Annotated in this window: 22 protein-coding genes; 15 read left to right on the top strand and 7 right to left on the bottom strand. The window is 72.7% G+C overall.

What is annotated here, in order from left to right; translation table 11 throughout:
• Positions 1-32: 32 nt before the first annotated feature.
• The 5 genes from ychF (at position 33) to AB0950_RS01105 (ending at position 3,728) form a co-directional block, all read left to right on the top strand.
• Positions 33-1,121, top strand: a complete 1,089-nt coding sequence (gene ychF / locus AB0950_RS01125) for a redox-regulated ATPase YchF (RefSeq protein WP_360159905.1) — start codon at positions 33-35, stop codon at positions 1,119-1,121.
• Positions 1,122-1,360: 239 nt separating this feature from the next.
• A complete protein-coding gene (locus AB0950_RS01120; protein WP_366777513.1) occupies positions 1,361-2,410 on the top strand; it encodes a YihY/virulence factor BrkB family protein in 1,050 nt (349 codons plus the stop codon).
• Between the two features lie 216 nt (positions 2,411-2,626).
• A complete protein-coding gene (locus tag AB0950_RS01115) occupies positions 2,627-2,998 on the top strand; it encodes a phage holin family protein (RefSeq protein ID WP_360159966.1) in 372 nt (123 codons plus the stop codon).
• On the top strand, positions 2,995-3,456 hold the full coding sequence (locus AB0950_RS01110; RefSeq protein ID WP_360159907.1) for a DUF3618 domain-containing protein: 462 nt from the start codon (positions 2,995-2,997) through the stop codon (positions 3,454-3,456). Before AB0950_RS01115 ends, AB0950_RS01110 begins: the two co-directional genes overlap by 4 nt.
• Before the next feature lie 5 nt (positions 3,457-3,461).
• A complete protein-coding gene (locus tag AB0950_RS01105; RefSeq protein ID WP_360159908.1) occupies positions 3,462-3,728 on the top strand; it encodes a DUF4235 domain-containing protein in 267 nt (88 codons plus the stop codon).
• Between the two features lie 524 nt (positions 3,729-4,252).
• On the opposite strand, the gene AB0950_RS01100 is transcribed toward AB0950_RS01105, so the two are convergent.
• On the bottom strand, positions 4,253-5,233 hold the full coding sequence (locus AB0950_RS01100) for a superoxide dismutase (protein WP_366777512.1): 981 nt from the start codon (positions 5,231-5,233) through the stop codon (positions 4,253-4,255).
• A gap of 146 nt (positions 5,234-5,379) precedes the next feature.
• Between AB0950_RS01100 and AB0950_RS01095 the strand changes: the two genes are divergently transcribed.
• A complete protein-coding gene (locus tag AB0950_RS01095) occupies positions 5,380-5,820 on the top strand; it encodes a MarR family transcriptional regulator (protein ID WP_360574938.1) in 441 nt (146 codons plus the stop codon).
• On the opposite strand, the gene AB0950_RS01090 is transcribed toward AB0950_RS01095, so the two are convergent.
• Positions 5,783-7,024, bottom strand: coding sequence for a serpin family protein (locus AB0950_RS01090; protein ID WP_366777663.1), 1,242 nt, complete (start codon positions 7,022-7,024; stop codon positions 5,783-5,785). The two genes, AB0950_RS01095 and AB0950_RS01090, sit on opposite strands and share 38 nt — an antisense overlap.
• Positions 7,025-7,133: 109 nt before the next feature.
• On the opposite strand from AB0950_RS01090, the gene AB0950_RS01085 reads away from it, so the two are divergent.
• The 6 genes from AB0950_RS01085 (at position 7,134) to AB0950_RS01060 (ending at position 13,740) form a co-directional block, all read left to right on the top strand.
• Positions 7,134-8,351: a DUF4190 domain-containing protein gene (locus tag AB0950_RS01085; RefSeq protein ID WP_366777511.1), complete on the top strand. Its 1,218-nt coding sequence runs from the start codon at positions 7,134-7,136 to the stop codon at positions 8,349-8,351.
• A gap of 170 nt (positions 8,352-8,521) precedes the next feature.
• Positions 8,522-9,274 (top strand): GntR family transcriptional regulator, encoded by a 753-nt coding sequence (locus tag AB0950_RS01080; RefSeq protein WP_360159912.1) that lies wholly within the window; start codon positions 8,522-8,524, stop codon positions 9,272-9,274.
• Positions 9,275-9,653: 379 nt separating this feature from the next.
• Positions 9,654-9,845, top strand: coding sequence for an SPOR domain-containing protein (locus tag AB0950_RS01075; protein WP_360159913.1), 192 nt, complete (start codon positions 9,654-9,656; stop codon positions 9,843-9,845).
• 30 nt (positions 9,846-9,875) lie between these two features.
• Entirely contained in the window at positions 9,876-10,307 is a 432-nt protein-coding gene (locus tag AB0950_RS01070; RefSeq protein WP_360159914.1) for a (deoxy)nucleoside triphosphate pyrophosphohydrolase, read from the top strand.
• Between the two features lie 167 nt (positions 10,308-10,474).
• The gene (locus tag AB0950_RS01065; RefSeq protein ID WP_360159915.1) at positions 10,475-10,882 is read left to right on the top strand and encodes an ATP-binding protein; all 408 of its coding nucleotides are present in this window, start codon (positions 10,475-10,477) and stop codon (positions 10,880-10,882) included.
• Between the two features lie 272 nt (positions 10,883-11,154).
• Positions 11,155-13,740 (top strand): SpoIIE family protein phosphatase, encoded by a 2,586-nt coding sequence (locus tag AB0950_RS01060; protein ID WP_360574893.1) that lies wholly within the window; start codon positions 11,155-11,157, stop codon positions 13,738-13,740.
• A gap of 17 nt (positions 13,741-13,757) precedes the next feature.
• Here AB0950_RS01060 and AB0950_RS01055 read toward each other — a convergent pair whose 3' ends face one another.
• Positions 13,758-15,332, bottom strand: a complete 1,575-nt coding sequence (locus tag AB0950_RS01055; protein ID WP_366777510.1) for a hypothetical protein — start codon at positions 15,330-15,332, stop codon at positions 13,758-13,760.
• Between the two features lie 12 nt (positions 15,333-15,344).
• Here AB0950_RS01055 and AB0950_RS01050 point away from each other — a divergent pair, with 12 nt between their 5' ends.
• Together AB0950_RS01050 and AB0950_RS01045 are read left to right on the top strand one after the other, a co-directional pair.
• A complete protein-coding gene (locus AB0950_RS01050) occupies positions 15,345-16,427 on the top strand; it encodes a glycosyl hydrolase family 18 protein (RefSeq protein WP_366777509.1) in 1,083 nt (360 codons plus the stop codon).
• Positions 16,428-16,448: 21 nt separating this feature from the next.
• Positions 16,449-16,757, top strand: a complete 309-nt coding sequence (locus tag AB0950_RS01045; protein WP_366777508.1) for a hypothetical protein — start codon at positions 16,449-16,451, stop codon at positions 16,755-16,757.
• Here AB0950_RS01045 and AB0950_RS01040 read toward each other — a convergent pair.
• Genes AB0950_RS01040 through AB0950_RS01025 form a run of 4 tightly spaced genes read right to left on the bottom strand, consistent with a single transcriptional unit; the run spans position 16,738 to position 20,612 of the window.
• Complete coding sequence (locus tag AB0950_RS01040; RefSeq protein ID WP_360159920.1) at positions 16,738-17,508, bottom strand: succinate dehydrogenase/fumarate reductase iron-sulfur subunit; 771 nt, start codon at positions 17,506-17,508, stop codon at positions 16,738-16,740. The genes AB0950_RS01045 and AB0950_RS01040 overlap by 20 nt on opposite strands.
• On the bottom strand, positions 17,505-19,460 hold the full coding sequence (locus AB0950_RS01035; protein WP_366777662.1) for a fumarate reductase/succinate dehydrogenase flavoprotein subunit: 1,956 nt from the start codon (positions 19,458-19,460) through the stop codon (positions 17,505-17,507). Before AB0950_RS01035 ends, AB0950_RS01040 begins: the two co-directional genes overlap by 4 nt.
• 18 nt (positions 19,461-19,478) lie before the next feature.
• Complete coding sequence (locus AB0950_RS01030) at positions 19,479-20,300, bottom strand: hypothetical protein (protein ID WP_360159921.1); 822 nt, start codon at positions 20,298-20,300, stop codon at positions 19,479-19,481.
• Positions 20,301-20,321: 21 nt separating this feature from the next.
• The gene (locus AB0950_RS01025) at positions 20,322-20,612 is read right to left on the bottom strand and encodes a hypothetical protein (RefSeq protein ID WP_366777506.1); all 291 of its coding nucleotides are present in this window, start codon (positions 20,610-20,612) and stop codon (positions 20,322-20,324) included.
• Between the two features lie 316 nt (positions 20,613-20,928).
• Here AB0950_RS01025 and AB0950_RS01020 point away from each other — a divergent pair, with 316 nt between their 5' ends.
• On the top strand, positions 20,929-23,061 hold the full coding sequence (locus AB0950_RS01020; protein WP_360159923.1) for an ABC transporter family substrate-binding protein: 2,133 nt from the start codon (positions 20,929-20,931) through the stop codon (positions 23,059-23,061).
• The last annotated feature ends 129 nt before the right edge of the window (positions 23,062-23,190 follow it).

The raw sequence follows: 23,190 nt of genomic DNA, 5'->3' as shown, positions 1-23,190 counted from the left end.
CCCTGGCCCACTCATCTACGGGAAGTCGCAACGTGTCGCTCACGATCGGAATCGTCGGCCTGCCCAATGTCGGCAAGTCGACCCTGTTCAACGCCCTGACCAAGAACGACGTGCTCGCGGCCAACTACCCGTTCGCCACGATCGAGCCGAACGTCGGCGTGGTCGGCGTCCCCGACGCCCGCCTGGCCAAGCTGGCGTCGATCTTCTCCTCCGAACGTATCCTCCCCGCCACGGTCGACTTCGTCGACATCGCCGGCATCGTGCGCGGCGCCTCCGAGGGCGAGGGCCTGGGCAACAAGTTCCTCGCGAACATCCGTGAGTCCGACGCGATCTGCCAGGTGATCCGCGCCTTCAAGGACGAGAACGTCGTGCACGTCGACGGCAAGGTCTCGCCGAAGGACGACATCGAGACGATCAACACCGAGCTGATCCTGGCGGACCTGCAGACCATCGAGAAGGTCCTGCCGCGCCTCCAGAAGGAGTCGCGCATCAAGAAGGACGTGGCCCCGAAGGTCAAGGCGGTGGAGGAGGCCAAGGAGATCCTGGAGAAGGGCGACACGCTCTTCGCCCACGGCATCGTCCAGGGCAGCGAGCGCGCCGAGCTCCTCCACGACCTGCACCTGCTGACCACCAAGCCCTTCCTGTACGTCTTCAACGTCGACGAGGACGAACTGGTCGACGAGGACTTCAAGAACGAGCAGCGCGCCCTGGTCGCCCCCGCCGAGGCGATCTTCCTCAACGCCAAGCTGGAGGCGGACCTCGCCGAGCTGGACGAGGAGGAGGCCCTGGAACTCCTCCAGTCCGTCGGCCAGGACGAGCCCGGCCTCGCCACCCTTGCCCGCGTCGGCTTCAACACCCTCGGCCTGCAGACCTACCTCACGGCCGGCCCCAAGGAGTCCCGCGCCTGGACGATCAAGAAGGGCGCCACGGCCCCCGAGGCGGCCGGCGTCATCCACACCGACTTCCAGAAGGGCTTCATCAAGGCGGAGGTCATCTCCTTCGACGACCTGGTCGCCGCCGGCTCGGTCGCCGAGGCCCGCGCCAAGGGCAAGGCCCGCATGGAGGGCAAGGACTATGTGATGCAGGACGGGGACGTGGTGGAGTTCCGGTTCAACGTGTAGGCGTGGTTCCACCAGGTCGCTCCAGCGGGACGGGCCCGGCTCCTCGGAGCCGGGCCCTGCCGCTGCCCCGTGCCGCAGTCGCCGTGCGTCCGCAGGCGAGCGCAGCAGGTACGAGCCCTCCCGCGGCGCCGCACAGTGCCCGACAGTCAGTGGTGACAGCGAGCCGCCAGGCCTGACCCAGCCCCTGCAGGGGCGATGCGGGCCGTTGTTGTGGGGGTGCTGTGGGTACTCGGCGGGGCATGTCGAGGTTGCATCTTCCAGGGCGTAAAGATCACCGTCGTAGCGATGAGGCGCCGGGGCCGGAAGAAGTGGGGCCGGGGCCCGAGGTGGAGGGGGCGGCGCCGGATGCGCCGACGGAGTTGCCGATGCGGTCGTGGGGCGCAGTGCTCCGGGGAAGTCTGCGGGAGTTCAAGGACGACGAGCTGACGGACCGTGCGGCGGCGCTGACGTACTACGGGATTCTGGCGCTCTTCCCGGCGCTGCTGGTCCTCGTGTCGATCCTGGGTCTCACCGGCAGGTCGACCACGGACAAGGTGCTCAGCAATCTCCAGAAGCTCGCGCCGGGATCGGCCCGGGACGTCATCACCGGGGCCGTGAAGCAGGTCCAGGGCAGCGCGGGCATCGGTTCGGTGCTGGCGATCGTCGGCCTGGTGGTGGCGGTGTGGTCGGCGTCCGGCTATGTCGCGGCGTTCATCCGCGCCGCGAACGCCGTCTACGACATCCCCGAGGGCCGGCCGGTGTGGAAGATCCTTCCGGTACGGGTCGGGCTGACCGTCGTACTGCTGGTCCTCGCGGTGATCAGCGCGCTGATCGTGGTGTTCAGCGGTGGCCTGGCCCGCCAGGCGGGCTCCGCCCTCGGCATCGGGAGCACCGCGCTGACGGTGTGGTCGATCGCCAAGTGGCCGGTGCTGGTGGCCCTGGTCGTCCTCATGATCGCGCTGCTGTACTGGGCGAGTCCGAACGCCAAGGTCAAGGGCTTCCGGTGGATCACGCCGGGCAGTTTCCTGGCCCTGGTGATCTGGATGATCGCCTCCGGCGCCTTCGCGTTCTACGTCGCCAACTTCGGCTCGTACAACAAGACCTACGGCACCATGGCCGGCGTCATCGTCTTCCTCGTGTGGCTGTGGATCACCAACCTGGCGATCCTGCTGGGGCTGGAGTTCGACGCGGAGACCGTGCGGCAGCGGGCGATCGCCGGGGGACTGTCGCCGTACGAGGAGCCGTACACCCAGCCCCGTGACACCCGGAAGTGGGACGAGCGGGACCGGCGACGGCTGGGGGACGGCTGACCGGTCCGCGAAAGAGCGCCGGGCATCGGCAGGCCCGGTGAAGCGGCTGCCCTGGACCGGCCCGTTCGGGGTACTCGCGTCCACGCAGGCGGCCGGAGCGGCCCGACACCGCCCGGCCGGGAGCAATCGGGAAGACGGGAGGTGATCGTCGTGTCGCGAGTGCAGCCGCCCCCTGCCGGAACCGGCCGGGACGCAGACCGCGCCGAGACGGAGCCGGTGAGCGAGCTGGTGCAGCGGGCGTCGCAGCAGCTGACGGAGCTGGTGCGCGGCGAGCTGAGGCTGGCACAGGCGGAGATGAAGGAGAAGGGCAAGCGGTACGGCAAGGGCGGCGGCCTCTTCGGAGGCGCCGGAGTCGTCGGCTTCCTGACCTTGCAGGCCCTGGTGGCCACCGCGATCGCGGCGCTCGCGGTGCCGCTGCCCGTGTGGGCCGCCGCGCTGATCGTGACCGCGGTGCTGGGCGTGATCGCCGCGGTGATGGCCCTGTCGGGGAAGAAGCAGGTGAGCCAGGCGGCCCCGCCGACGCCCGAGAAGACGATCGAGAACGTGAAGTCCGACCTGGCCGAGATCAAGGAGAGTGCGCACCGATGACCCAGCCGCCGCACGACGAGCGGACCGCTGCCAGCCCCGAGGAACTGCGCGAGCAGGTCGAGCAGACCCGCGAGGAACTCGGGCGGACGGTCCACGCGCTGACCGCCAAGACCGACGTCAAGGCCCGCGCCCAGGAGAAGGCCGCCGAGGTCAAACAGCAGGCCGCCGTCAAGGCCGGTGAACTCAGGGCCAAGGCCGCCGACGTCGCGCACCAGGTGCAGGACAAGGTGCAGGACAAGGTGCCCGACCCGGTCAAGGACAAGGCGGCCGAGGCCGCCGGGCAGGCACGGGCCACGGCTGCCCGGGCCGGGCAGGTGTGGGAGGAGAAGGCGCCGGAACCGGTGCGGCGCAAGGCCGCCGGGGCAGCGCGCACGGCACGGGACAACCGCGCCTGGTTGCCGGCGGCGCTCGCCGTGGCCGCGGTCGTCTGGCTGGCGTGCCGCCGCCGGAAGGGGTGAGGCCGGTGAAGGCTTCGAAAATCGCCTACAAGCCGGTCGGTCTCGCCCTCGGAGCCGTCAGCGGCATGCTCGCCGGTGCGGTGTTCAAGCAGGCGTGGAAGGCGCTCGGTCACGACGAGGACGCCCCTGACGCCACCGACGAGGACCGCACCTGGCGCGAGGTGCTGCTCGCCGCCACCCTGCAGGGCGCGATCTTCGCCGGGGTCAAGGCCGCCGTCGACCGCGCCGGCGCCACCGCGACCCGCGGCCTGACCGGCACCTGGCCCGGCTGACGGCCCCACAGCCGGGGCCGACGGCACCGCTGCCCGGTCGGCGGACCCGCAGCCCGGCTGACCGGCACCGCGACCCGGCTGACCGGCACCGCAGCTCGGCCGACGGCCCCGCAACCCGGCTGACCGGCACCACAGCCGGGCCGACGGGCCTCGCAGCGTGGCTGAGGGCCCCGCAGCGTGGCTGACGGGCCTCGCAACCCGGCTGCCCCGCACCGCGACCCGCGGCCTGACCGGCACGGGAGCCCGGCCGACGGCGGTGACGGCACCGCAGCCGGGCCGACGGCCCCGCAGCCCGGCCGGACGGCCCCGCAGCGTGGCTGACGGCACCACAGCCGCGCTGACCGGCACCGCGACCCGCGGCCTGACCGTCACCGGAGCCCGGCCGACAGCCCCGCAACCCGGCTGACCGGCCCCGCAGCCCGCTGACCGGCCCCGCAGCCCGCTGACCGGCGCCGCAGCCCGGCCGACGGCACCCCAGCCCGGCTGACCCGCCCCCGCCCCAGCTGACCCGCACCCCACCCCCCTCACATCCCCGTAACCCGTGCCACCGTGAACGGTGGCGTCGGGGTCCCCGGTCCCATCGGGCCGCCCTTGTCGAACTGGGAGCGGACGACGAGGAGGCCGTGGGGGGTGTGGGCCAGGGTGGTGGGGATCTGGAGGGCGGGGTCGGTCAGGGTGCGGGTCAGGCGGGCCTCGGTGCCGTCGGGGAAGAGGCGCCAGCGGGTCAGGGTGTTGCTCCTGTTGTGGGCGGCCCACAAGGTGCGGTGCGCCAGCTCCAGGCCGTCGCCGTTCACCAAGTCACCGCCGTGCAGGGTGACTTGACGTACCGATCCGTCGGTCGCGTCGACCCGGTACAGGCCCCCGCCGGTCATGTCGACGGCGAACAGCAGGCGTCCGGTCGGGTCGGCGACGATCCCGTTGAGGGTGTAGGCGGTCGGCGCGTGCGGCGGTACCGCCCCGCTCAGGTCGAAGTGGGGGGCCAACGGCGCGCGGCCGCCGCGGGCCACCTCGGCCGGGGTGATCCGGTAGATCACCGGCCGCACGCTGTCGGTGGCGTACGCCGTGCCGTCCGCGGTGACCACGAGGTCGTTGAGGAAGGACTGATCGCTTGTCGGCGCCTCGAAGCGGGCCAGCAGGGAGCGGTCGCGCAGGTCGTAGACGTCGATTCCGGTGGTGTGGTCGATGACCCACAGGCGGCCCGCCCGGTCGGCCTTCAGCCCGTTGGCCGTCGTACGGCCGTCCGCGCCGGCGGGCAGGAAGACCTCGGCGGCGCGGCGGCCGGCGGCGGCCCGGTAGATCGCGCCGGTCGTGAAGGAGCCGACGTACGCGTCGCCCGTGCGCGGGTCGAGGGCGATGCCCTCGGGATAGGCCCGGTCGTCGGGGAGGGTGAAGGCGGTCGAGATGCGGGGCCGGGCGGTGGCCGCGGCCGCCGCGGGTGCGGCGAGGGCCACGGCGGTGACCGCGGCGCCGGTCAGGAAGGTACGGCGGTGGATCGAACGGGACACGACGGGTGCCTCTCGATTCGGCTGCTCACTCAAGGATGAGCACCAAGTTATATTAGAGCACTAATCATCGCTAGCAGATTAATCATCGGCAGGGGTCTCATCACTGTCTGTGTTCGCCAAGGCATTAACCTGGCCCGGTGACCTCCATGCCCGCGTCCGAGCGCCTCGGCTCCCACCTCAAGCGGGCCGAGCAGGCCCTCAACGCCACCAAGACAGCGGTCCTCAAGCCCGCGGGCCTGACCGTCGCGCAGTACGCCGCGCTGCTTCACCTCTCCGACAACCCGGGCATCTCCGCGGCCGCCCTGGCCCGGCTGTGCGGAGTCACCCCGCCCACCATGAACACGGTCCTGAAGAACCTCCAGGACCGCGGTCTGATCACCCGCAGCCCGCACGAGTGGCACAGGAACGTGCTGGAGACGCGGCTCACGGACGAGGGCCGCGCCGTCCTGACCGAGGCCGACACGGCCGCCGTACGGGTCGAACGGGCCCTCGCCGCGGAGTTCACCGACGCCGAGCGCGACGCCCTGACCGGGCTGCTGGCCCGGTGCGTCAGAGTCCTGGAGGAACAGCGCCCGGGAAGCGCGTGACGGGCTCCGGCGCCGGATCCGTCACCCAGCCCGCCACCAGCACCAGCCGCGACTCGCGGTCGACGGCGAGGAAGCCGAAGGGGCGGTCGAAGACGGCGCGCACGACCGTGGTCTCGTAGCGGTACTGCGGCGGGGCACTGCCGTACGTCTCCGCCACCGCCGTCACCGCCGCCGCCCGGAAGCCGAGCGCGCCGAACTGCGCCACCGCCGACTGGCGGGCCTGGCCCACGGCGAGCGGCTGGTCGCCGATGCCGGGGAAGTGACCGTGGCCGGCGTCCATGGCCGCCGACAGGCCGAACAGCCCTGCCAGGGCCAGCAGATCGTGGTCGGCGCGCACCTCGTACGCCACCGTCCGCACGTCCAGCGTCAGCGGCTGCGGCGCGACCGCCGGTTCCCGCTCGACGTGCAGGCCCGGGCCCACGTGCCCGTACGGCAGCGAGCCGCCCCCGGTGACCGGCAGCGCCCGCTCCACGATCCGCACCCCGGCCGCGAGCACCTGACCGGGCGTCATGCGCTCCTCGCCGAGCACGAGATGGACGTCGACGCCGTTGTCGCCGGGCACCGTCAGGGCCGTCACGAAACCGTCCGGTGTCCCCGCCACGCCCACCCGGTCGGGGCGCGGGCCGCGCCGGTGCAGCCCGCGCAGCGCACGGCCCTGCCAGGGGCCGCTGTCCGGCCTGAGCGGCAGCTCGGCGAACGGCTGCCGCCAGCTCGTGCGCAGCGCGAGGGCGCCGGCCAGCACCATCCGCGTGTCCCGGGTCAGCGCCACCGGCATGCGCTCGACCAGCCCGCCGGTCCGCTCGGCAGCCCAGGCGTCCAGCCGCTCCTGCGCGGTGACGAGGTCGTCCCCGAACACGCCGTACGTCCCGGCCGGCAGCCCGGCCCGCCACTCCTCGCGCAGGGCGAGCCCCCGATGCGTCCACAGTCCGAGCGCCGCGTCCAGACCGGGCACCGAGGCGAGCGCCGCCAGCAACTCCCGTGCGGTACCGGCCGCCTGACCGGCGGGCACCCCCACGGCCTCGGCCAGTTCCGCCCGCGCCGGGCCCGCCGCGCCGTCGGCCAGGAAGGCCAGCAGGGGCCAGACTCCGGCCGCCGAGAAGACGGTGCCGCCCGGCGCGGCCGTCGCCCATCGCTCCGTGAGCCCGTTCACCGCCCGGACGACCGTGTCGCCCACCCGGCCCCCGGTCAGGGTGCCCACCCTCATTCCGCCCCCGTTCGTGCCCCGCTTACCATGCGCCCAGTCGTACGACAGCCCGGCCACCGGCCGTTCACCGGTCCGTGCTGCCGCCGCCCTCTCCAGGAGCACGCTACCGGTGTCCATACCCCCGCCTTCCGGCCCCCACCAGCCACAAGGGCCGTATCAGCCACCTCAGTCGTACCCGCAGGGGCCGTTCGCGCCGCCGTACGGCGAAGGACAGGGCGGGCCGTCGTACGGCGGGCAGCCGGGCGGGCCGTGGGGGGTGCCGCCGTACCAGCCGTGGGCGCAGGGCTACACCCCCGTCAACCGGCCGGCTCCCGTCAACGGGCTCGCGATCGCCTCCCTGGTGCTGGGCGTCCTGTGCTGCCTGCCGGGGGTGGGGCTGGTGCTCGGGCTGGTCGCGCTGCGGCAGATCCGCCGGCGCGGCGAGCGCGGCACCGGGCTGGCCGTCGGCGGCGCGGTGCTGTCCGGCATCGGACTGCTGCTGTGGGCGCTGTTCTTCGTCAGCGGCGGCGCGTCGGACTTCTGGCAGGGGTTCAAGGAGGGCGCACGCGACCGCGCGAGCATCTCGCTGGTCAAGGGCGAGTGCTTCAACGCGCCCGGAGGTGCGCTCAGCGGCGAGACCGACGGCGTCGACGAGGTGCCCTGCGCCCGCGCGCACGACGGCGAGGTGTTCGCGTCCTTCCGGCTCACCGGCCGCGGTTACCCCGGCGAGGAGACGGTCGCCGGCCTGGCCGACGACCGCTGCTGGAGCCTGCGGGACGGCTACGCCATGGACAGCTGGGCGGTGCCCGGCGACGTCGACGTGTACTACCTGACCCCGACCGAGGACAGCTGGGCCTCCGGGGACCGCGAGGTCACCTGCGCGTTCGGCAGCACCCAGGAGGGCGGCCGGCTGACCGGCTCGCTGCGCAACGACGAGACGGTCCTGGACGCCGACCAGGTGGCCTACCTGAAGGCGGCGCACGTCCTCAACGCCGCGCTGGAAACCGCCCCCGGCAGCGAGGACGCGGCCGACGACCTGCCCGGCCACAAGCAGTGGGCGGGCCGGGTCTCGGCGGCCCTCGGCGAACAGGCCCGGATGCTGCGGGCGCACGACTGGCCGGCCCGCGCCCGGCGGCAGGTCGCCGACCTGGCCGCCGATCTCGACACGGCGCGGGCTCAGTGGGCGAAGGCGGCGCGGGCCAAGGACGCGGACGCCTTCTACGACCACTACGACACCGCCCTCGGCCTGATCGAGCCGGGCCGCGGGGTCACCGTGCGCAAGGCCCTGGGCCTGGCCACGGTCCCGCCCCAGGGCGACGACGGCGCCGACACGAGCGTCCAGGTGTGAGCGCACCCGCCCGAGCGCATCGATAGATCTGCGGGGGCGGGTCTACAGATTGCGCGAGCAGGCCTGCGGCCCCATGTCATCACATCGAGTGATTCTCTGGCCTTTGCTTGCATGGCACAACCCACGGTTGCCAGTCTGTTGCTGTCTGTACAACCTGATGGGAGCGGCCAGTGACTTTCGGTGAGCAGCCGGCGTACCTGCGTGTCGCGGGTGATCTCCGCAAGAAGATCGTCGACGGTTTGCTGCCGCCCCACACCCGCCTGCCCTCACAGGCCCGCATCCGCGAGGAGTACGGCGTCTCGGACACGGTCGCGTTGGAGGCCCGCAAGGTGCTGATGGCCGAGGGCCTGGTCGAGGGCCGCTCCGGCTCCGGGACGTACGTCCGCGAGCGGCCGGTGCCCCGCCGGGTCTCCCGCTCCGGATACCGCCCGTCCGGGGGCGCCACCCCCTTCCGGCAGGAGCAGGCCGACGCCTCCGTGCGCGGCACCTGGGAGTCCAGCAGCGAGCAGACCGAGGCCGGCGCCGTCATCGCCGAGCGGCTCGGCATCAAGGCGGGCGAACGGGTCATGCGCACCAAGTACCTGTTCCGGGAGGCCGGGGAGCCGATGATGCTCTCCACCTCCTGGGAGCCGCTCGCCGTCACCGGCCGCACCCCGGTGATGCTCCCCGAGGAGGGGCCGCTCGGCGGCATGGGCGTGGTCGAGCGCATGCGCGCCATCGACGTCATCGTGGACAACGTCACCGAGGAGGTCGGCGCCCGCCCCGGCCTCGCCGAGGAACTGCACCTCCTCGGCGGCGTCCCCGGGCATGTGGTCCTGGTCGTCCACCGCACGTACTACGCCTCGGGCCGCCCGGTGGAGACGGCGGATGTGGTGATCCCGGCGGACCGGTACCGGGTGGCCTATCACCTGCCGGTCAAGTGAGCGCCGACCCCGCCCGGCCCGTCCCGTGCGCGCCCCCTGAGTGAGGTAGCGCACACCCTCGTACGCCTCAAGGGTGAGCGGACCGCTTCCGGAGCCCCCCGGCCGGGCGGGAACGGCCGCTGTGATTCGGACGTTTTCCCAGGTGACCAGGGGTCACACGGATGCGCCCGCGCATCGCGGCCGCAGCGCTCACGACGGCGCGTTCACTTCAGTGCGCCCCCTGCGTTCTGGCTGGTTGCATACCTCTTTGTGAAAAGGCGTGTTCGCTGCGTAAAGGTTGGGCGTACGCTCGGGCATATGCGTATTGCGGTTTCCTTAGGCGAGGCTCGAGGAAGCGGGTGGGGCGGTGCGAGAGGGAGCGACTCGGGTGGTGGGGACCATGGGTGAGGGGACGGTCTCCCTGCCTTGGATCGTGATACGGCAGGACGACAACGGCAATCGCTACCGCGTCGGGCGGTACGCGACGCGCGCCGAGGCCCAGAAGATCGCCGACAGTCTCGACGACCGGGGGCACAAGCAGACCTACTGGGTCGAGCGCATCGGCCAGAACGGCGACGGCACCCGCAACTGACCCCGCGTGCCCTCCCGTAGGCTCCGCCCCATGACCTCCGAGACACCCGGCACACCGACGACGGACCGGATCGTGGTGGTGGGAGCCGCCCTGCTCGACGGCGGCCGGCTGCTCGCCGCGCGCCGCAGCGCCCCCGCCGATCTGGCCGGACGCTGGGAACTGCCCGGCGGCAAGGTCGAACCGGGCGAGCGCCCCGAGGACGCCCTCGTGCGCGAACTGCGCGAGGAACTCGGCGTCGACGCCGAACCGGTCGAGCGCGTGCCCGGCGAGTGGCCGCTGCGCGCGCCGTACGTCCTGCGGGTGTGGACCGCCCGCCTGCGCCCCGGCTCACCCGCGCCGAAGCCCCTCGAGGATCATGACGAACTGCGCTGGCTGACCCCGGACCGGCTCTGGGAGGTCGACTGGCTCGACCAGGACGTCCCGGCGGTCGAGGCGGTGGCCGGGCGATGGGACGCCGGGTGAATCCCGACACCCCGTCGAGCCCTTGAGCGCCTGATGCTCCCTCGGAGCGCTCCCTACGCCGTTCGTGCCACTGTGCGCCCGCCCGTACGGTACTGCTCCCGGGATATCGGGTATGTGCCCATTAACCCCACGAAACCGGACATGGGTGGGGGCTCGCTGGCTGGGAAGTGATCGGCGTGATCGACACCGATGGCGACTGCGCCGAGTGGACGTTTCCCGCGGAACCGGGCGCCGTGCGCACCGCCCGGGCCGCGGTCCGCGGCCAGTTGCACGGCTGGGGCCTCGACTGCCTCGCCGACCTCGCCGCGTTGCTGGTCAGTGAGCTGGTCACCAACTCGCTGCGGCACGCCACCGGTCCCATCGGCGTCCGCCTGGTACGGCCCGTGCAGACCGGCGACGCGCTGCTGGTGGAGGTCTCCGACCCGCTGCCCGATCCGCCGCGCGAGCGGGTCGCCCGCGACGGGGACGAGAGCGGGCGCGGTCTGCAACTGGTCGCCGGATCCTCGCTCCGCTGGGGCACCCGGCCCGGCGCGGGCGGAAAGACCGTCTGGTTCGAACTGGCGGTGCCGGGGTGAGCCGGAAGCACCCGGGGAGCACGGGGGTGTACGGCCGGCGGCGGGCGGACCGGCGTGCGCTCCGCGCGCGCGGCCGGGTCCGGGGTGCGTGATTCGACGGCCTCTTCCTTGGTTAGAAGAGTGGAAGTGTTGTCACGGAGCGGTCCGAAAAGCATCTGGACCGAGCTGTGATCGTGAACACCGTGTCGTGCGGCGCCGTAGTGCTGGATACTGCGGGCAGCCGCCTTTCGGTGTCCGGTGCCGGGCGCGGTGAGCTGGAGGGGACGGTTCGCGTGAGCGAGATACCAGCGAAGGCCACGGAGTCCGAGGACCCGTCGGACGGCGCGACGCACCTGGCCGCCGAGGCGGCCGTACCCGGCGACGCCATGTGGCAGAGCAGTCCGCCCGGTTCGATGTACGACTACATCCGGGTCGCGTCCTTCTCCATCGGCCCCGGCGGGCTCGTCGACCAGTGGAGCCTGCGCGCCGAGCAGCTCTTCGGCATCCCGGCCGCACGCGCCGTCGGCATGGATCCGATAGAGGCCTTCATCGACCCCGACCTGCGCGAGCGCGGCCAGCGCAAGATGGCCGAAATCCTCGACGGGCGGGAGTGGACCGGGGTCGTGCCCTTCCGGATGCCGGACAAGGCGGACGGCACGCGCGGCGAGGAGGGCCTGGCCGAGGTCTACGTCATGCCCACCCGGACCGCCGAGGGCGAGAAGGCCGCCGTGTGCATCGTCGTGGACGTCCGCACCCTGCGCCGCATCGAGACGGATCTCGCCGCCTCGCAGGCCATTTTCGGCCAGTCGCCGTTCGGATTCCTGCTGATCGACGCCGACCTGAGGGTCCGCCGGGCCAACGAGCGGTTCGCCTCCATCTTCGGCGGAACCCCGGACGACCACCGGGGCAAGGGAGTTCACGACTATCTGCCGCGCGGCGAGGCCGAGCGGGTCGCCGCCACCCTGCGCCGGGTGCTGGAGACCGGCCAGTCCATCACCGACATGCATGTCACGGGATACGTCCCCGGCTCCGAGGAACGCCGGCACTGGTCCGTCAACCTCTACCGCGTGCACAGCGGCAGCGGCCGGCCCATCGGCATCGCCTGGCTCGGCACCGACGTCACCTCCCGCCGCGCCGCCGCCCGCGAGGCCGCCAACGCCCGCCGCAACCTCGCCCTGCTCAACGAGGCCGGCGCCCGCATAGGGAACTCCCTCGACCTGGAGACCACGGCCCGGGAACTCCTCGACGTCGTCGTCCCCGGCTTCTGCGACCTCGCCACCGTCGACCTCTACCAGGGCCTGCTCACCGGCGACGAGACCCCGCCCGGCCTCGTCGACGGCAGCGCCGAACTGCGCCGCGTCGCCTTCGCCAGCGCCGTCTCGGACGCGCCGTTCAGCGGCTCCGGGGAACCCGTCGCGGTCGGCGCGGTCCACCACTTCCCCTTCAACTCGCCCTGCGCGGACGCCCTGCGCACCGCCCGGCCGCAGGCCGTGCCGCCCGAGGAGGGCGGGCTGGTGCAGTCCACGCTGGCCGTGCCGATGGTCGCCCACGACACCGTCGTCGGGCTCGCCCAGTTCGCCCGCACCAAGGGCAGCGAGCCCTTCGGCGACCGGGACCGGGACCTGGCCGTGGAACTGGCCGCGCGCGCCGCGGTCTGCATCGACAACGCGCGCCTGTACCGCCGGGAGCACGAACGGGCGCTGATCCTGCAGCGCTCACTGCTGCCGCCGGGCGACCCCGAGGCCTCCGGACTGGACATCGCCTGCCGCTATCTGCCGGGCAACGCGGCCACGGAGGTGGGCGGCGACTGGTTCGACGTCATCGAACTGCCGGGCCACCGCACCGCGTTGGTCGTGGGCGATGTGATGGGGCGCGGCCTGCGCGCCGCCGTCGCCATGGGCGAACTGCGCACCGCCGTACGGACGCTGGCCCTGCTGGACCTCGAACCGGCCGAGGTGCTCTCCGCGCTGGACGAGATCGCGCGGGGGCTGGGCACACCGGGCGGTGTGCAGCAGGCGACGCGTACGGCCCGGCAGCCCAGGGACGCCGACCTCTCCGAGGTCTACCTCGCGACCTGCGTGTACGCGGTCTACGACTCCGTGACCAGACGCTGTACGTTCGCCAACGCCGGCCATCTGCCGCCGGTGCTGGTCGAGCCCGGCGAAGCGGCGCTGATGCTGGACGTGCCGCCCGGCATGCCGCTCGGGGTGGGCGGCGAGCCCTTCGAGGAGGTCGAGGTCGAGCTGCCGGAGGGAGCGCTGCTGGCCCTCTACACCGACGGCCTGGTCGAGTCCCGCGACCATCCGCTGGACGAGGGGCTGCAGGCGTTCGTCGGCGCGCTCACCGACCCGTCCCGCCCGCTGGAGGACGTCTGCGACCACGTCCTCAACACCCTCGACACCCACCACGGCGAGGACGACATCGCGCTGCTCATGGCCCGGGTGCAGGGGCTGCCCGCCGAGTCCGTGGGGGACTGGACGCTTCCGCGAGAGCCGCGCAGCGTGGGCCGGGCGCGCGAGTACGCCCGGGGTCAGCTGCTCAGCTGGGATCTGGAGCCGCTGGTCGACACCACGGAGCTGCTGGTCAGCGAGCTGGTCACCAACGCGCTGCGGTACGGCGAGGGGGAGATACGGCTCCGGCTGCTGCTGGACCGGACGCTGGTGTGCGAGGTGTGGGACAGCGGGCTGGTGCAGCCTCGCCGGCGGCGTGCCCGGGACACCGACGAAGGCGGCCGGGGGCTGCAGCTGGTGGGGCTGCTCAGCGCGGCCTGGGGCTCACGGCGGACCCCGCGCGGCAAGACGGTGTGGTTCGAGCTGCCGCTGCCCGGCGCGGAGGCCGGCCTCACCGACCCGGCGGAGGCCCTGCTGAGCCTGTTCTGACCGGCGGTCCTCCCCGGCTAGGCGGATGCCGAGAGGCTGTGGCGGCCCCTCGTCTCCGGTCCGCCGAAGCTCGCCGGCGGTCCGCCGTCCGGGTCCTCCGCCAGCAGAATGCCGCCCACGATCGCGGCGGCTACGCCGGGGGAGTCGCCGTCGGCGCTCGTGCGGGGATTGCCGTGCGCCCGTACGTCGCGCTCGGCCAGGTCGCGGGCCTCGCGGGCCAGCGAGTCCGCCCGGTCGGCGCGGCCCGCGCCGAGTTCCCGTGCCGCCTCCGCCAGGCGGACCCGGGCTTCCGGGCCGACCACGCCCCGGTGCACCGTGACGAAGTCCTCCGCACCGGCGACGCAGCCGCGCGCCACCAGGAGCGCGGCGGCGGCCGGGGCGCCGGTGTGACCGGTGTCCAGCCGTTCCACCGCCCGCGCGATACGGCGCAGGGCGTCCAGCGGGTCGTACGGGCCCGCCGTCAGCTCCCGGCGCACGGACGCCAGCACGGCGTCCGCGTGGGCCACCCGGGCGTGCAGCTCACCGCTGGTCAGGGGCCCCTGCACGGCCCCTTTGCGGGCCACCGCGATCTCCGCCTCGGCACCGGTCAGCGCGGCCGGCACCAGCGCCGCCGCCTCCCGCAGCCGTGCCGCGAGCCGTTCCACCCCGGTCACCAGCACGTCGGCCTGCGCCACCGCGCCCTCGGCGGCGCGCAGCTGCCCGGCGGCCCGCCGGCCGTCGCCCGTGTCGGCCGCCTGGCGGGCCTCGTTGAGCCGCGTGGTGGCGAACACCAGCCGGTCCTTGGCCTGTTCCAGGTACCCGGTGACGGGCTCGGCGGCTGCGGGCGTGCAGCGCTCGCGCAGGGCGCTGAGGGCGTCCCCGGCGGTCACCGTCCGCCCGGCCAGCTCCCGGAACCGTCCCTCGGCCGTCTCCAGCGCCCGGGCCAGCCCCAGCCCCCGAAGCTCCCGCAGCCCGTCCAGCGCGGGGACCGCCGCGTCCAGCAGGCGTCCCGCCTCCGCGCACCGGCCGACCACGCCGACCAGCGCCTGCCGCCGGGCCACGGCGTCCTTGGGCATCCCCTGCTCGTAGCGCCGCCAGATCGCGCACGCCGCCGCGAGCTCGGTCTCGGCGCCCCGCAGGGCGTGCACGAAGGGCTCGGTGTCCGGCTCCGCGAACAGCACGTCGGCGAAGGAGAGTTCCTCCCGGCTGGTGCGGACGCAGTCGTCGGCCAGGACCAGCGCGGCGCGGGCCTGCCGCTCGGAGTCGGCGGGGGAGGGCGCGGGCGGGGCGAGGGAGACGGTGCCGGGAGTCGTACGGGTGCGGGCACGGCGGGTGCGGCGCAGATAGCCGTATCCGGCCAGGGACACGGCGGCGACCGCCGCGATCAGGGGCAGCGCGTAGTCGGCGGTCGACGTTCCGCCGCCCCGCTGCGCGGCGGCGCCGGCGACGGACTCGGCGGGCGCCGCGGGAACCGGATCTCGCGCACCGGCCGTCATCACCGGCAGCACCAGCCACCCGACCCCGGCCATGACCCCCAGCACGGCGTGCGCCACCCGCACCCGTATGTGCGCCTTGGCGCGCCGGGGCCGGCCCCGGATCAGGGAGGACGTCACATTTCGGAGCGTATGGGCAGGCAGGCGGCTCCGCGAGCGGGACGGATACGGGCGGGGGACAAGGGAAGAGGGGGCAGAACATGGCCGACGACAGTCCGTCGACGTGTCCTGCGCTCTGCCCTCGCCGCCCTCGTCGTCCTGCTCCTCCCCGCCCTCGCCGCGGAGACCGCCCTCCGCGTCAACTACAGCGGCACCCCCTCAGGCGGCACACACACCCGCGACCGCGATGCCCTCTGGCTCGGTCACGCCTGGACCGACGGCCGCAAGACCGACGCCGACGTCACCGCCCTCGTCCGCCGTCTGCGGCACACCGGCATCCGCGACCTGTACGTCCACGCGGGCCCCCTCGAACACGACGGCACCCTTCCCGAGTCGGCCTACCCAAGGGCGCGTTGGCTCATCGGGGCTGTGCACCGCCAGGCGCCGAGCATCCGCGTCCAGGCCTGGCTCGGCGACGAGGTGGCCCCCGAGAAGCCGTACGCCATGCACCTGGAGCGCCAGGCGACCCGCGCCGCCGTCGTCGAGTCCGCCCGGCAGATCCTCGCCGCCGGCTTCCAGGGCGCCCACTTCGACCTGGAGCCCCTGCACTCCGGCGACCGCAACTACCTCGCCCTCCTGGACGCCCTGCGCCGCGTCACCCGCGCCCGCCACGCCGTGCTCTCCGTCGCCGCCCACCAGATCGATCCGCTCCCGGCGTTCCACTCCTTCTGGGGCACCGTCACCGGACACCCCAAGTGGTGGTCGCAGGCGTACTTCGGGCAGGTCGCGCGCCGGGTCGACCAGATCGCGGTGATGTCGTACGACACCATGCAGCCGCTGCAGAGCCTGTACGGCGGCTATGTCGCCCAGCAGACCTCGCTGGCCCTGGAGGTCACCCCCGAGTCCACCGACCTCCTCATGGGCCTGCCCTTCTACCACGAGAACCGCTTCGGTCACCGGGCCGGTGCCGAGACCGTCCCGGCCGCCGTACGCGGCGTGAGGCTCGGCCTGTCCCGCACCGACGCCGGCCGGGCCCGGTTCGGCGTCGCCCTCTACGTCGACTTCGCCGCCACGGAGGCGGACTGGCGGGCGTACGAGGAAGCCTGGGTCCGCTGAGACCGCCGTAGCATGCTCGGCATGCACATGTTCTTCGTGGTGGCGGCCGTGCTCGCGGTGACGTTCATGGCGGTGCTCGGCGTCCTGGCCGTCGCCGGGGTGTGGGTGCCCCCGGTGGCCCGTCGCCGGGTGCTGCGGCGACGGCTGTGGGGGTACGGGGCGCTGGTGAACGCGGTCGGGCTGGGCCTGTTCATGTTCCTCGGACCCCTCGCCGACGCGGGGCTCGAGTTCCTTCCGGGCCTCGGCTGGTGCCTGTGGATGGGGGGAATGGCGGCCCAGCTCCTCGCCCAGCGCCCCGGCCGCCCCGCTCCTACGAAGACCGCCTCCTGATCTTCGAGCCCAGCCACACCAGCGGGTCGTACTTGCGGTCGGCCGCGCGCTCCTTCAGCGGGATCAGGGCGTTGTCGGTGATCTTGATGCCCTCGGGGCAGACCTCGGTGCAGCACTTGGTGATGTTGCAGTAGCCGAGGCCGTGGTCGTCCTGCGCGGTGCGCTTGCGGTCCAGGCCGGTCTCGGCGGCCGCGTCCAGCGGGTGCATGTCGAGCTCGGCGATGCGCATCAGGTAACGCGGGCCCGCGAACGCCGTCTTGTTCTCCTCGTGGTCGCGGACGACATGGCAGGTGTCCTGGCACAGGTAGCACTCGATGCACTTGCGGAACTCCTGCGAGCGGTCCACGTCCTCCTGCATCATCCGGTACTCGCCGGGACCGAGCCCGGGCGGCGGCACGAACGCCGGGACCTCCCTGGCCTTCTCGTAGTTGAAACCGACGTCGGTCACCAGGTCGCGCACCACCGGGAAGGCGCGCAGCGGGGTGACCGTGATCGTCTCGGCCCGGTCGAAGACCGACATGCGCGTCATGCACATCAGCCGGGGCCGGCCGTTGATCTCCGCCGAGCAGGAACCGCACTTGCCGGCCTTGCAGTTCCAGCGCACGGCCAGGTCCGGCGCCTGGGTGGCCTGGAGGCGGTGGATGATGTCCAGGACCACCTCGCCGTCGTTGACCTCGACGGTGAAGTCCTGAAGGCCGCCGCCCTCGGCGTCGCCCCGCCACACCTTGAAGCGGGCCTCGTAGCTGGTCACTCGTACAGCTCCTCTTCGGCGAGGTACTTGACCAGCTCCTCCTTCTCGAAGAGGGCGAGCAGGTCCGGGCGGATGGGGTCGGTGGTCTCACGGGTGAGGCGGATCTGGCCGCGCGCGGGATCGGTCGCCGCGAGTCCGCCGGTCGGGTCGGCGAGGGTGCACAGCAGGTTCGCGTTGCGCCAGGCACGGTCCATGCCCGGGTGGTCCTCCCGGGTGTGGCCGCCGCGGGACTCGGTGCGTTCCAGGGCGGCGCGGGCCACGCACTCGCTGACCAGCAGCATGTTCCTGAGGTCCAGGGCCAGGTGCCAGCCGGGGTTGAACTGGCGGTGGCCCTCCACCCCGGCCCGGCGGGCCCGCGCCCGCAGCTCGGCGAGCTTGTGCAGGGCCTGCTCCATCTCGCCCTCGCGGCGGATGATGCCGACCAGGTCGTTCATGGTCTGCTGGAGTTCCTGGTGCAGGGTGTACGGGTTCTCGGGCGGGCCCGCCTCGCCCTCGGTCTCGGCGGAGAAGGGGCGCAGGGCCTCCGCCGCCGCCGTGTTCACCTGGGCCTCGTCCACGGGCGGGCGCTGGTACGCCAGCCCCTGCGCGTACTCGGCCGCGTGCCAGCCCGCCCGGCGCCCGAAGACCAGCAGGTCGGAGAGCGAGTTGCCGCCGAGCCGGTTGGAGCCGTGCATCCCGCCGGCCACCTCACCGGCCGCGAACAGCCCCGGCACCCCGCGTGCCGCCGCCGTGTCGGACTCGACCGCGATGCCGCCCATCACGTAGTGACAGGTCGGCCCGACCTCCATCGCCTCCGCGGTGATGTCGACGTCCGCCAGCTCCTTGAACTGGTGGTACATCGACGGCAGCCGGCGCCGGATCACCTCGGCCGGCATCCGGGTGGACACGTCCAGGAACACCCCGCCGTGCGGCGAGCCCCGGCCCGCCTTCACCTCGGAGTTGATGGCGCGGGCCACCTCGTCGCGGGGGAGCAGCTCCGGCGGGCGCCGGTTGTTGTCCGGGTCGTCGTACCACCGGTCGGCCTCCTCCTCCGACTCGGCGTACTTCTCCTTGAACACGTCGGGGATGTAGTCGAACATGAACCGCTTGCCCTCGGAGTTCCTGAGGACGCCGCCGTCGCCGCGCACCGACTCGGTGACGAGGATGCCCTTCACCGACGGCGGCCAGACCATGCCGGTCGGATGGAACTGCACGAACTCCATGTTCAGCAGCGGCGCGCCCGCGAGCAGGGCGAGCGCGTGCCCGTCTCCCGTGTACTCCCAGGAGTTCGACGTCACCTTGAAGGACTTGCCGATGCCGCCGGTGGCGACGACCACCGCCGGGGCCTCCAGGACGAAGAAACGGCCGCTCTCGCGCTCGTAGGCGAAGACACCCGAGACGCGTTCCCCCGCGGCGGAGCCGCTGTCGGACACAGTCTTGAGGATCCGGGTGACCGTGCACTCCTGGAAGACCTTCAGCCGGGACTCGTAGTCGCCGGTCTCCTTGAAGTCCTCCTGCTGCAGGGCGACGATCTTCTGCTGGAGGGTGCGGATCAGCTCAAGGCCTGTGCGGTCGCCGACGTGGGCGAGGCGCGGGTACTCGTGGCCGCCGAAGTTGCGCTGCGAGATACGGCCGTCCTTCGTGCGGTCGAACAGCGCGCCCCAGGTCTCCAGCTCCCACACCCGGTCCGGGGCCTCCTTGGCGTGCAGCTCGGCCATCCGCCACTGGTTGAGGAACTTGCCGCCGCGCATGGTGTCGCGGAAGTGCACCTGCCAGTTGTCGTGCTCGTTGGCGTTGGCCATGGCCGCGGCGATGCCGCCCTCGGCCATCACGGTGTGCGCCTTGCCGAACAGGGACTTGCAGATCACCGCCGTACGGGCGCCCCGCTCGCGCGCCTCGATCGCGGCCCGCAGCCCGGCGCCGCCGGCACCGACCACGACGACGTCCCACTCCTGCCGGTCCACCACGGACATCAGACGGCTCACCTGTTCCTAGAAGAAGCGCGGGTCGGCGAAGACCCCGGACGCGACGAGAAAGACGTAGAAGTCGGCGAGCGCCACGCTCAGCAGCGACGCCCAGGCCAGCTGCATGTGGCGGGCGTTGAGCCGGCCGACGTACTGCCACGCCTTGTAGCGCACGGGGTGTTTCGAGAAGTGCTTGAGCTTGCCGCCGACGATGTGCCGGCACGAGTGGCAGGAGATGGTGTAGGCCCAGATCAACGCGATGTTGACCAGGAAGACGAGGGTGCCGAGGCCCATGTGGCCCCAGTGCTCGTGCCGGTCGCGGAAGGACAGCACCGTGTCGTACGTCAGCACGCCCGCGACCAGGATCGCCGCGTAGAAGAAGTACCGGTGGACGTTCTGCAGGATCAGCGGGAAGCGGGTCTCGCCGGTGTACCTGCGGTGCGGCTCGGCCACCGCGCAGGCCGGCGGGGACGCCCAGAAGCTGCGGTAGTACGCCTTGCGGTAGTAGTAGCAGGTGAGGCGGAAGCCCAGCGGGAAGATCAGGATGATGATCGCCGGGGAGATCCCCCACCAGGGGCCGAGGAGATCGGCGTTCGGGCCCGCGGGCATGCTCTTGCAGTTCTGCGCCAGACAGGGCGAGTAGAACGGCGAGACGTACGGCGCCGAGTAGTAGTGCGCGTTCGCGAAGGCCCGCCACGTCGAGTAGACGACGAAGGCCAGCAGACCGGCCGCGGTGACGGCGGGCGCCAGCCACCAGCGGTCGGTCCGCAGATGCGGGGCGGTGATCGCGGCGCGCGCACTGGTCCGTACGCCGCCGCTGTTCTGTTGGGGTTCCGTACCAGTGGCCAAGGCAGGCTCCGGTCTTCGGGATCAGGGGGCGTGGCGGTCGCGGGCGCCCAGACCCTCGTCGTCCGTGTCCGTCCACAGGCTCAGGTCGTAGGGCGTGTCGGAGATGGTGACGAGGTCGGGGCGGCGGGGCGCGTCCGGCGCGGCGGCCGCCTCGCGCAGCAGTGCCACGCTCTCCCGCAGATGGTCGGCGTCCAGCCGGACCCGGCGCATGTCCAGGCCGTCGCTGCCGAGCTGGTGCTCCAGACGTCCCAGCGACCGGTACAGGTCGTCGAGAGAGCGCTGGACCGAGGTGATGTCGTCGTGCACGGACATGGGCTTGCCCTCACTTCCGCGGGTCCGGCGGGCCCTGAGCGGCGACGTTCATGCGCCTTGGAGTGTTGCGCGTCACACCCGCCGATGTGAAGGCGTGTGCAGCGATTGGCGGAGGCGTACGGATGCATCACCGGTGGCGTTACGCCACACGGGTGAGGCTCCCGCCCGTCGTCGCCGTGTCTCCCGCGCCGGCCGGATCCTTTCCTCTTCAGTGGGCCGCATAGATCTGATCAGCTCCATATACCGCCAAAGGTGATCAGCTCCATATTCCGACAAATGTGAGCATAAAGCCCGCGGCTTCCCGGAGGTAGCAGAGATGTCCCACGACGGAGTCGGACCGCGCGCCGTCAGGCGATCGGTCGCCTTCCTGACCGCGGGCGCGCTCGCGGTGCCGTTCCTCGCCGGGTGCGGCTCCGACGAAAAGGTCAGCAAGCCCCTGGCCGGGCAGGACATCGCTCCGGTCGCCCGCGACCTGGTCGCCGACGGCGGCACTCTGAAGTGGGCCGTCGACGCCGTTCCCGCGACCCTGAACACCTTCCAGGCGGACGCGGACGCCGGCACCACCCGTGTCGCCCAGGCCGTCCTGCCGTCGATGTTCCGGCTGGACGCCGGTGGCCGGCCGGTGCCCAACCCCGCCTACCTGGAGTCGGCCAAGGTCATCGAGACCGAGCCGCGCCAGGTCGTGCTGTACAAGCTGAACCAGCAGGCCGTCTGGAGCGACGGCCGGGAGATCGGCGCCGCCGACTTCGTCGCCCAGTGGCGCGCCCTGTCCGGGAAGAACAGCGCGTTCTGGACGGCCCGCAACGCCGGCTACGACCGCATCGAGAAGATCGAGCGCGGCGCCAACGACCTCCAGGTCCGGGTCACCTTCTCCCGCCCCTACGCCGACTGGAAGTCGCTGTTCTCCCCGCTGTACCCCAAACAGGTCATGGGCAGCCCCAGCGCCTTCAACGACGGCGCCCGCCGCAAGCTGCAGATCACCGCCGGGCCCTTCACGGTGGAGAACGTCGACACCGCCAAGAAGGACGTCGTCCTCACCCGCAACCCGCGCTGGTGGGGCAAGCGCGCCAAGCTGGCCCACATCGTGCTGCACGCCGTACCCCGTGACCAGCGGGCCACCGCGCTCGCCGACGGCAGCGTCGACATCGCCGACGTCGAACCCGGCGACGCCCGGCGGATCGGCCTCGCCGCCCACGGCGCCCCGAACCCGGTGCAGGGCTCCGGCAAGACCTCCGTGAAGAAGCTGCGCTCCTGGGCGCTGGCGCACGGCCTCGGCGCCGAGGAGGCCGAGGCCGGCCGTAAGAAGCTGCGCAAGGACATCGCCCGGTACCTGGACGAGCAGCAGGCGCTGCACGACGTCGAGGTCCGCAAGTCGCTGGAACCCGCCTACACCCAGCTCGCCCTCAACGGCTCCCAGGGGCCCCTCGCCGACGAACGCGTCCGCAGGGCCGTCGCCCGCGCCCTGGACCGCAAGCAGCTGGCCAGGCTGGTGCTCACCCCGCTCGGGCTGCCCGCCGTCCCGGTCGGCAGCCACCTCGCCCTGTCCGGGCAGCCGGCCTACGCCGACAACAGCGGCGCGCTCGGCGGCCAGGACACCAAGGAGGCGCAGGCGCTGCTCACCGACGCCGGCTGGGTGCCGGGCGGCCCCGTCAAGCAGCCGAACACGGCACAGGAGCAGCAGAAGAAGAAGGGCCAGAACGCCGCCGGTCCCGAGCGCGACAAGAACGGCGGCGACACGAACGAGGGCGACGACAAGAACCGCGGGCGCGGGGACGAGGGCGACCGGCATCTGGCGCAGGAGGGCCGGCACGGCGGCGCGCAGGGGGCGTACGCCCCGCAGGGCACCGCCGCGCCCGCCGCCGTCACCCAGCCGCTCGCCAAGGACGGCAAGCCGCTGCTGCTGCGCTTCGTGCTCCCCACCGGCCCCGGCTCCGAGACGCTGAACGCGGTCGCGTCGCGGGTCTCCGCCATGCTGGAGCGGATCGGCATCCGCACGACGATCACCAAGGTGCCGGACGCGAGCTTCTTCAAGGACCACGTCGCCTCCGGCGACTACGACCTCGCCCTGTACTCCTGGCCGTCCTCGGCGTTCCCCGCGACGGACGACCGGCCGGTGTACGCCAAGCCGGCGCCGGCGGCCGACGGCTCGGTGAACGTCGAGCAGAACTACACCCGGGTCGGCACCGACCAGGTCGACCAGCTCTTCGACGAGGCCGCGACGACGCTGGACGAGGGCGAGGAGGTGTCGCTGATCCGCAAGGCGGACTCCCGGATCTGGGCGGCGGCCGCCTCCATCCCGCTCTACCAGCGGCCGCAGCTGGTGGCGGTGCGGAAGGACCTGGTCAACGCCGGGGCCTTCGGATTCCAGACGCCGGTCTACGAGGACATGGGCTATCTGAAGAAGGGCGCCAAGAAGAGCGCGAAGGCCACGGCCAGCCCGGTGGGATGACCTTCGCCGGGCCATGGTCACACGGCCCGGCGGAGCCGACCGTCCCGCGGCCACGTACCATGGGGTGAGGCCGTGGCGTGTCCAGCCCGGCAGGGCCCGCGTAACGCACTCGTACGCGCAGGCTTTCCT

Source organism: Streptomyces sp. NPDC007189, from assembly GCF_040703635.1.
GTDB lineage: Bacteria > Actinomycetota > Actinomycetes > Streptomycetales > Streptomycetaceae > Streptomyces.
Note: the sequence above shows the minus strand (reverse complement) of the source record. Positions and strands in the feature narration are given on the sequence as shown.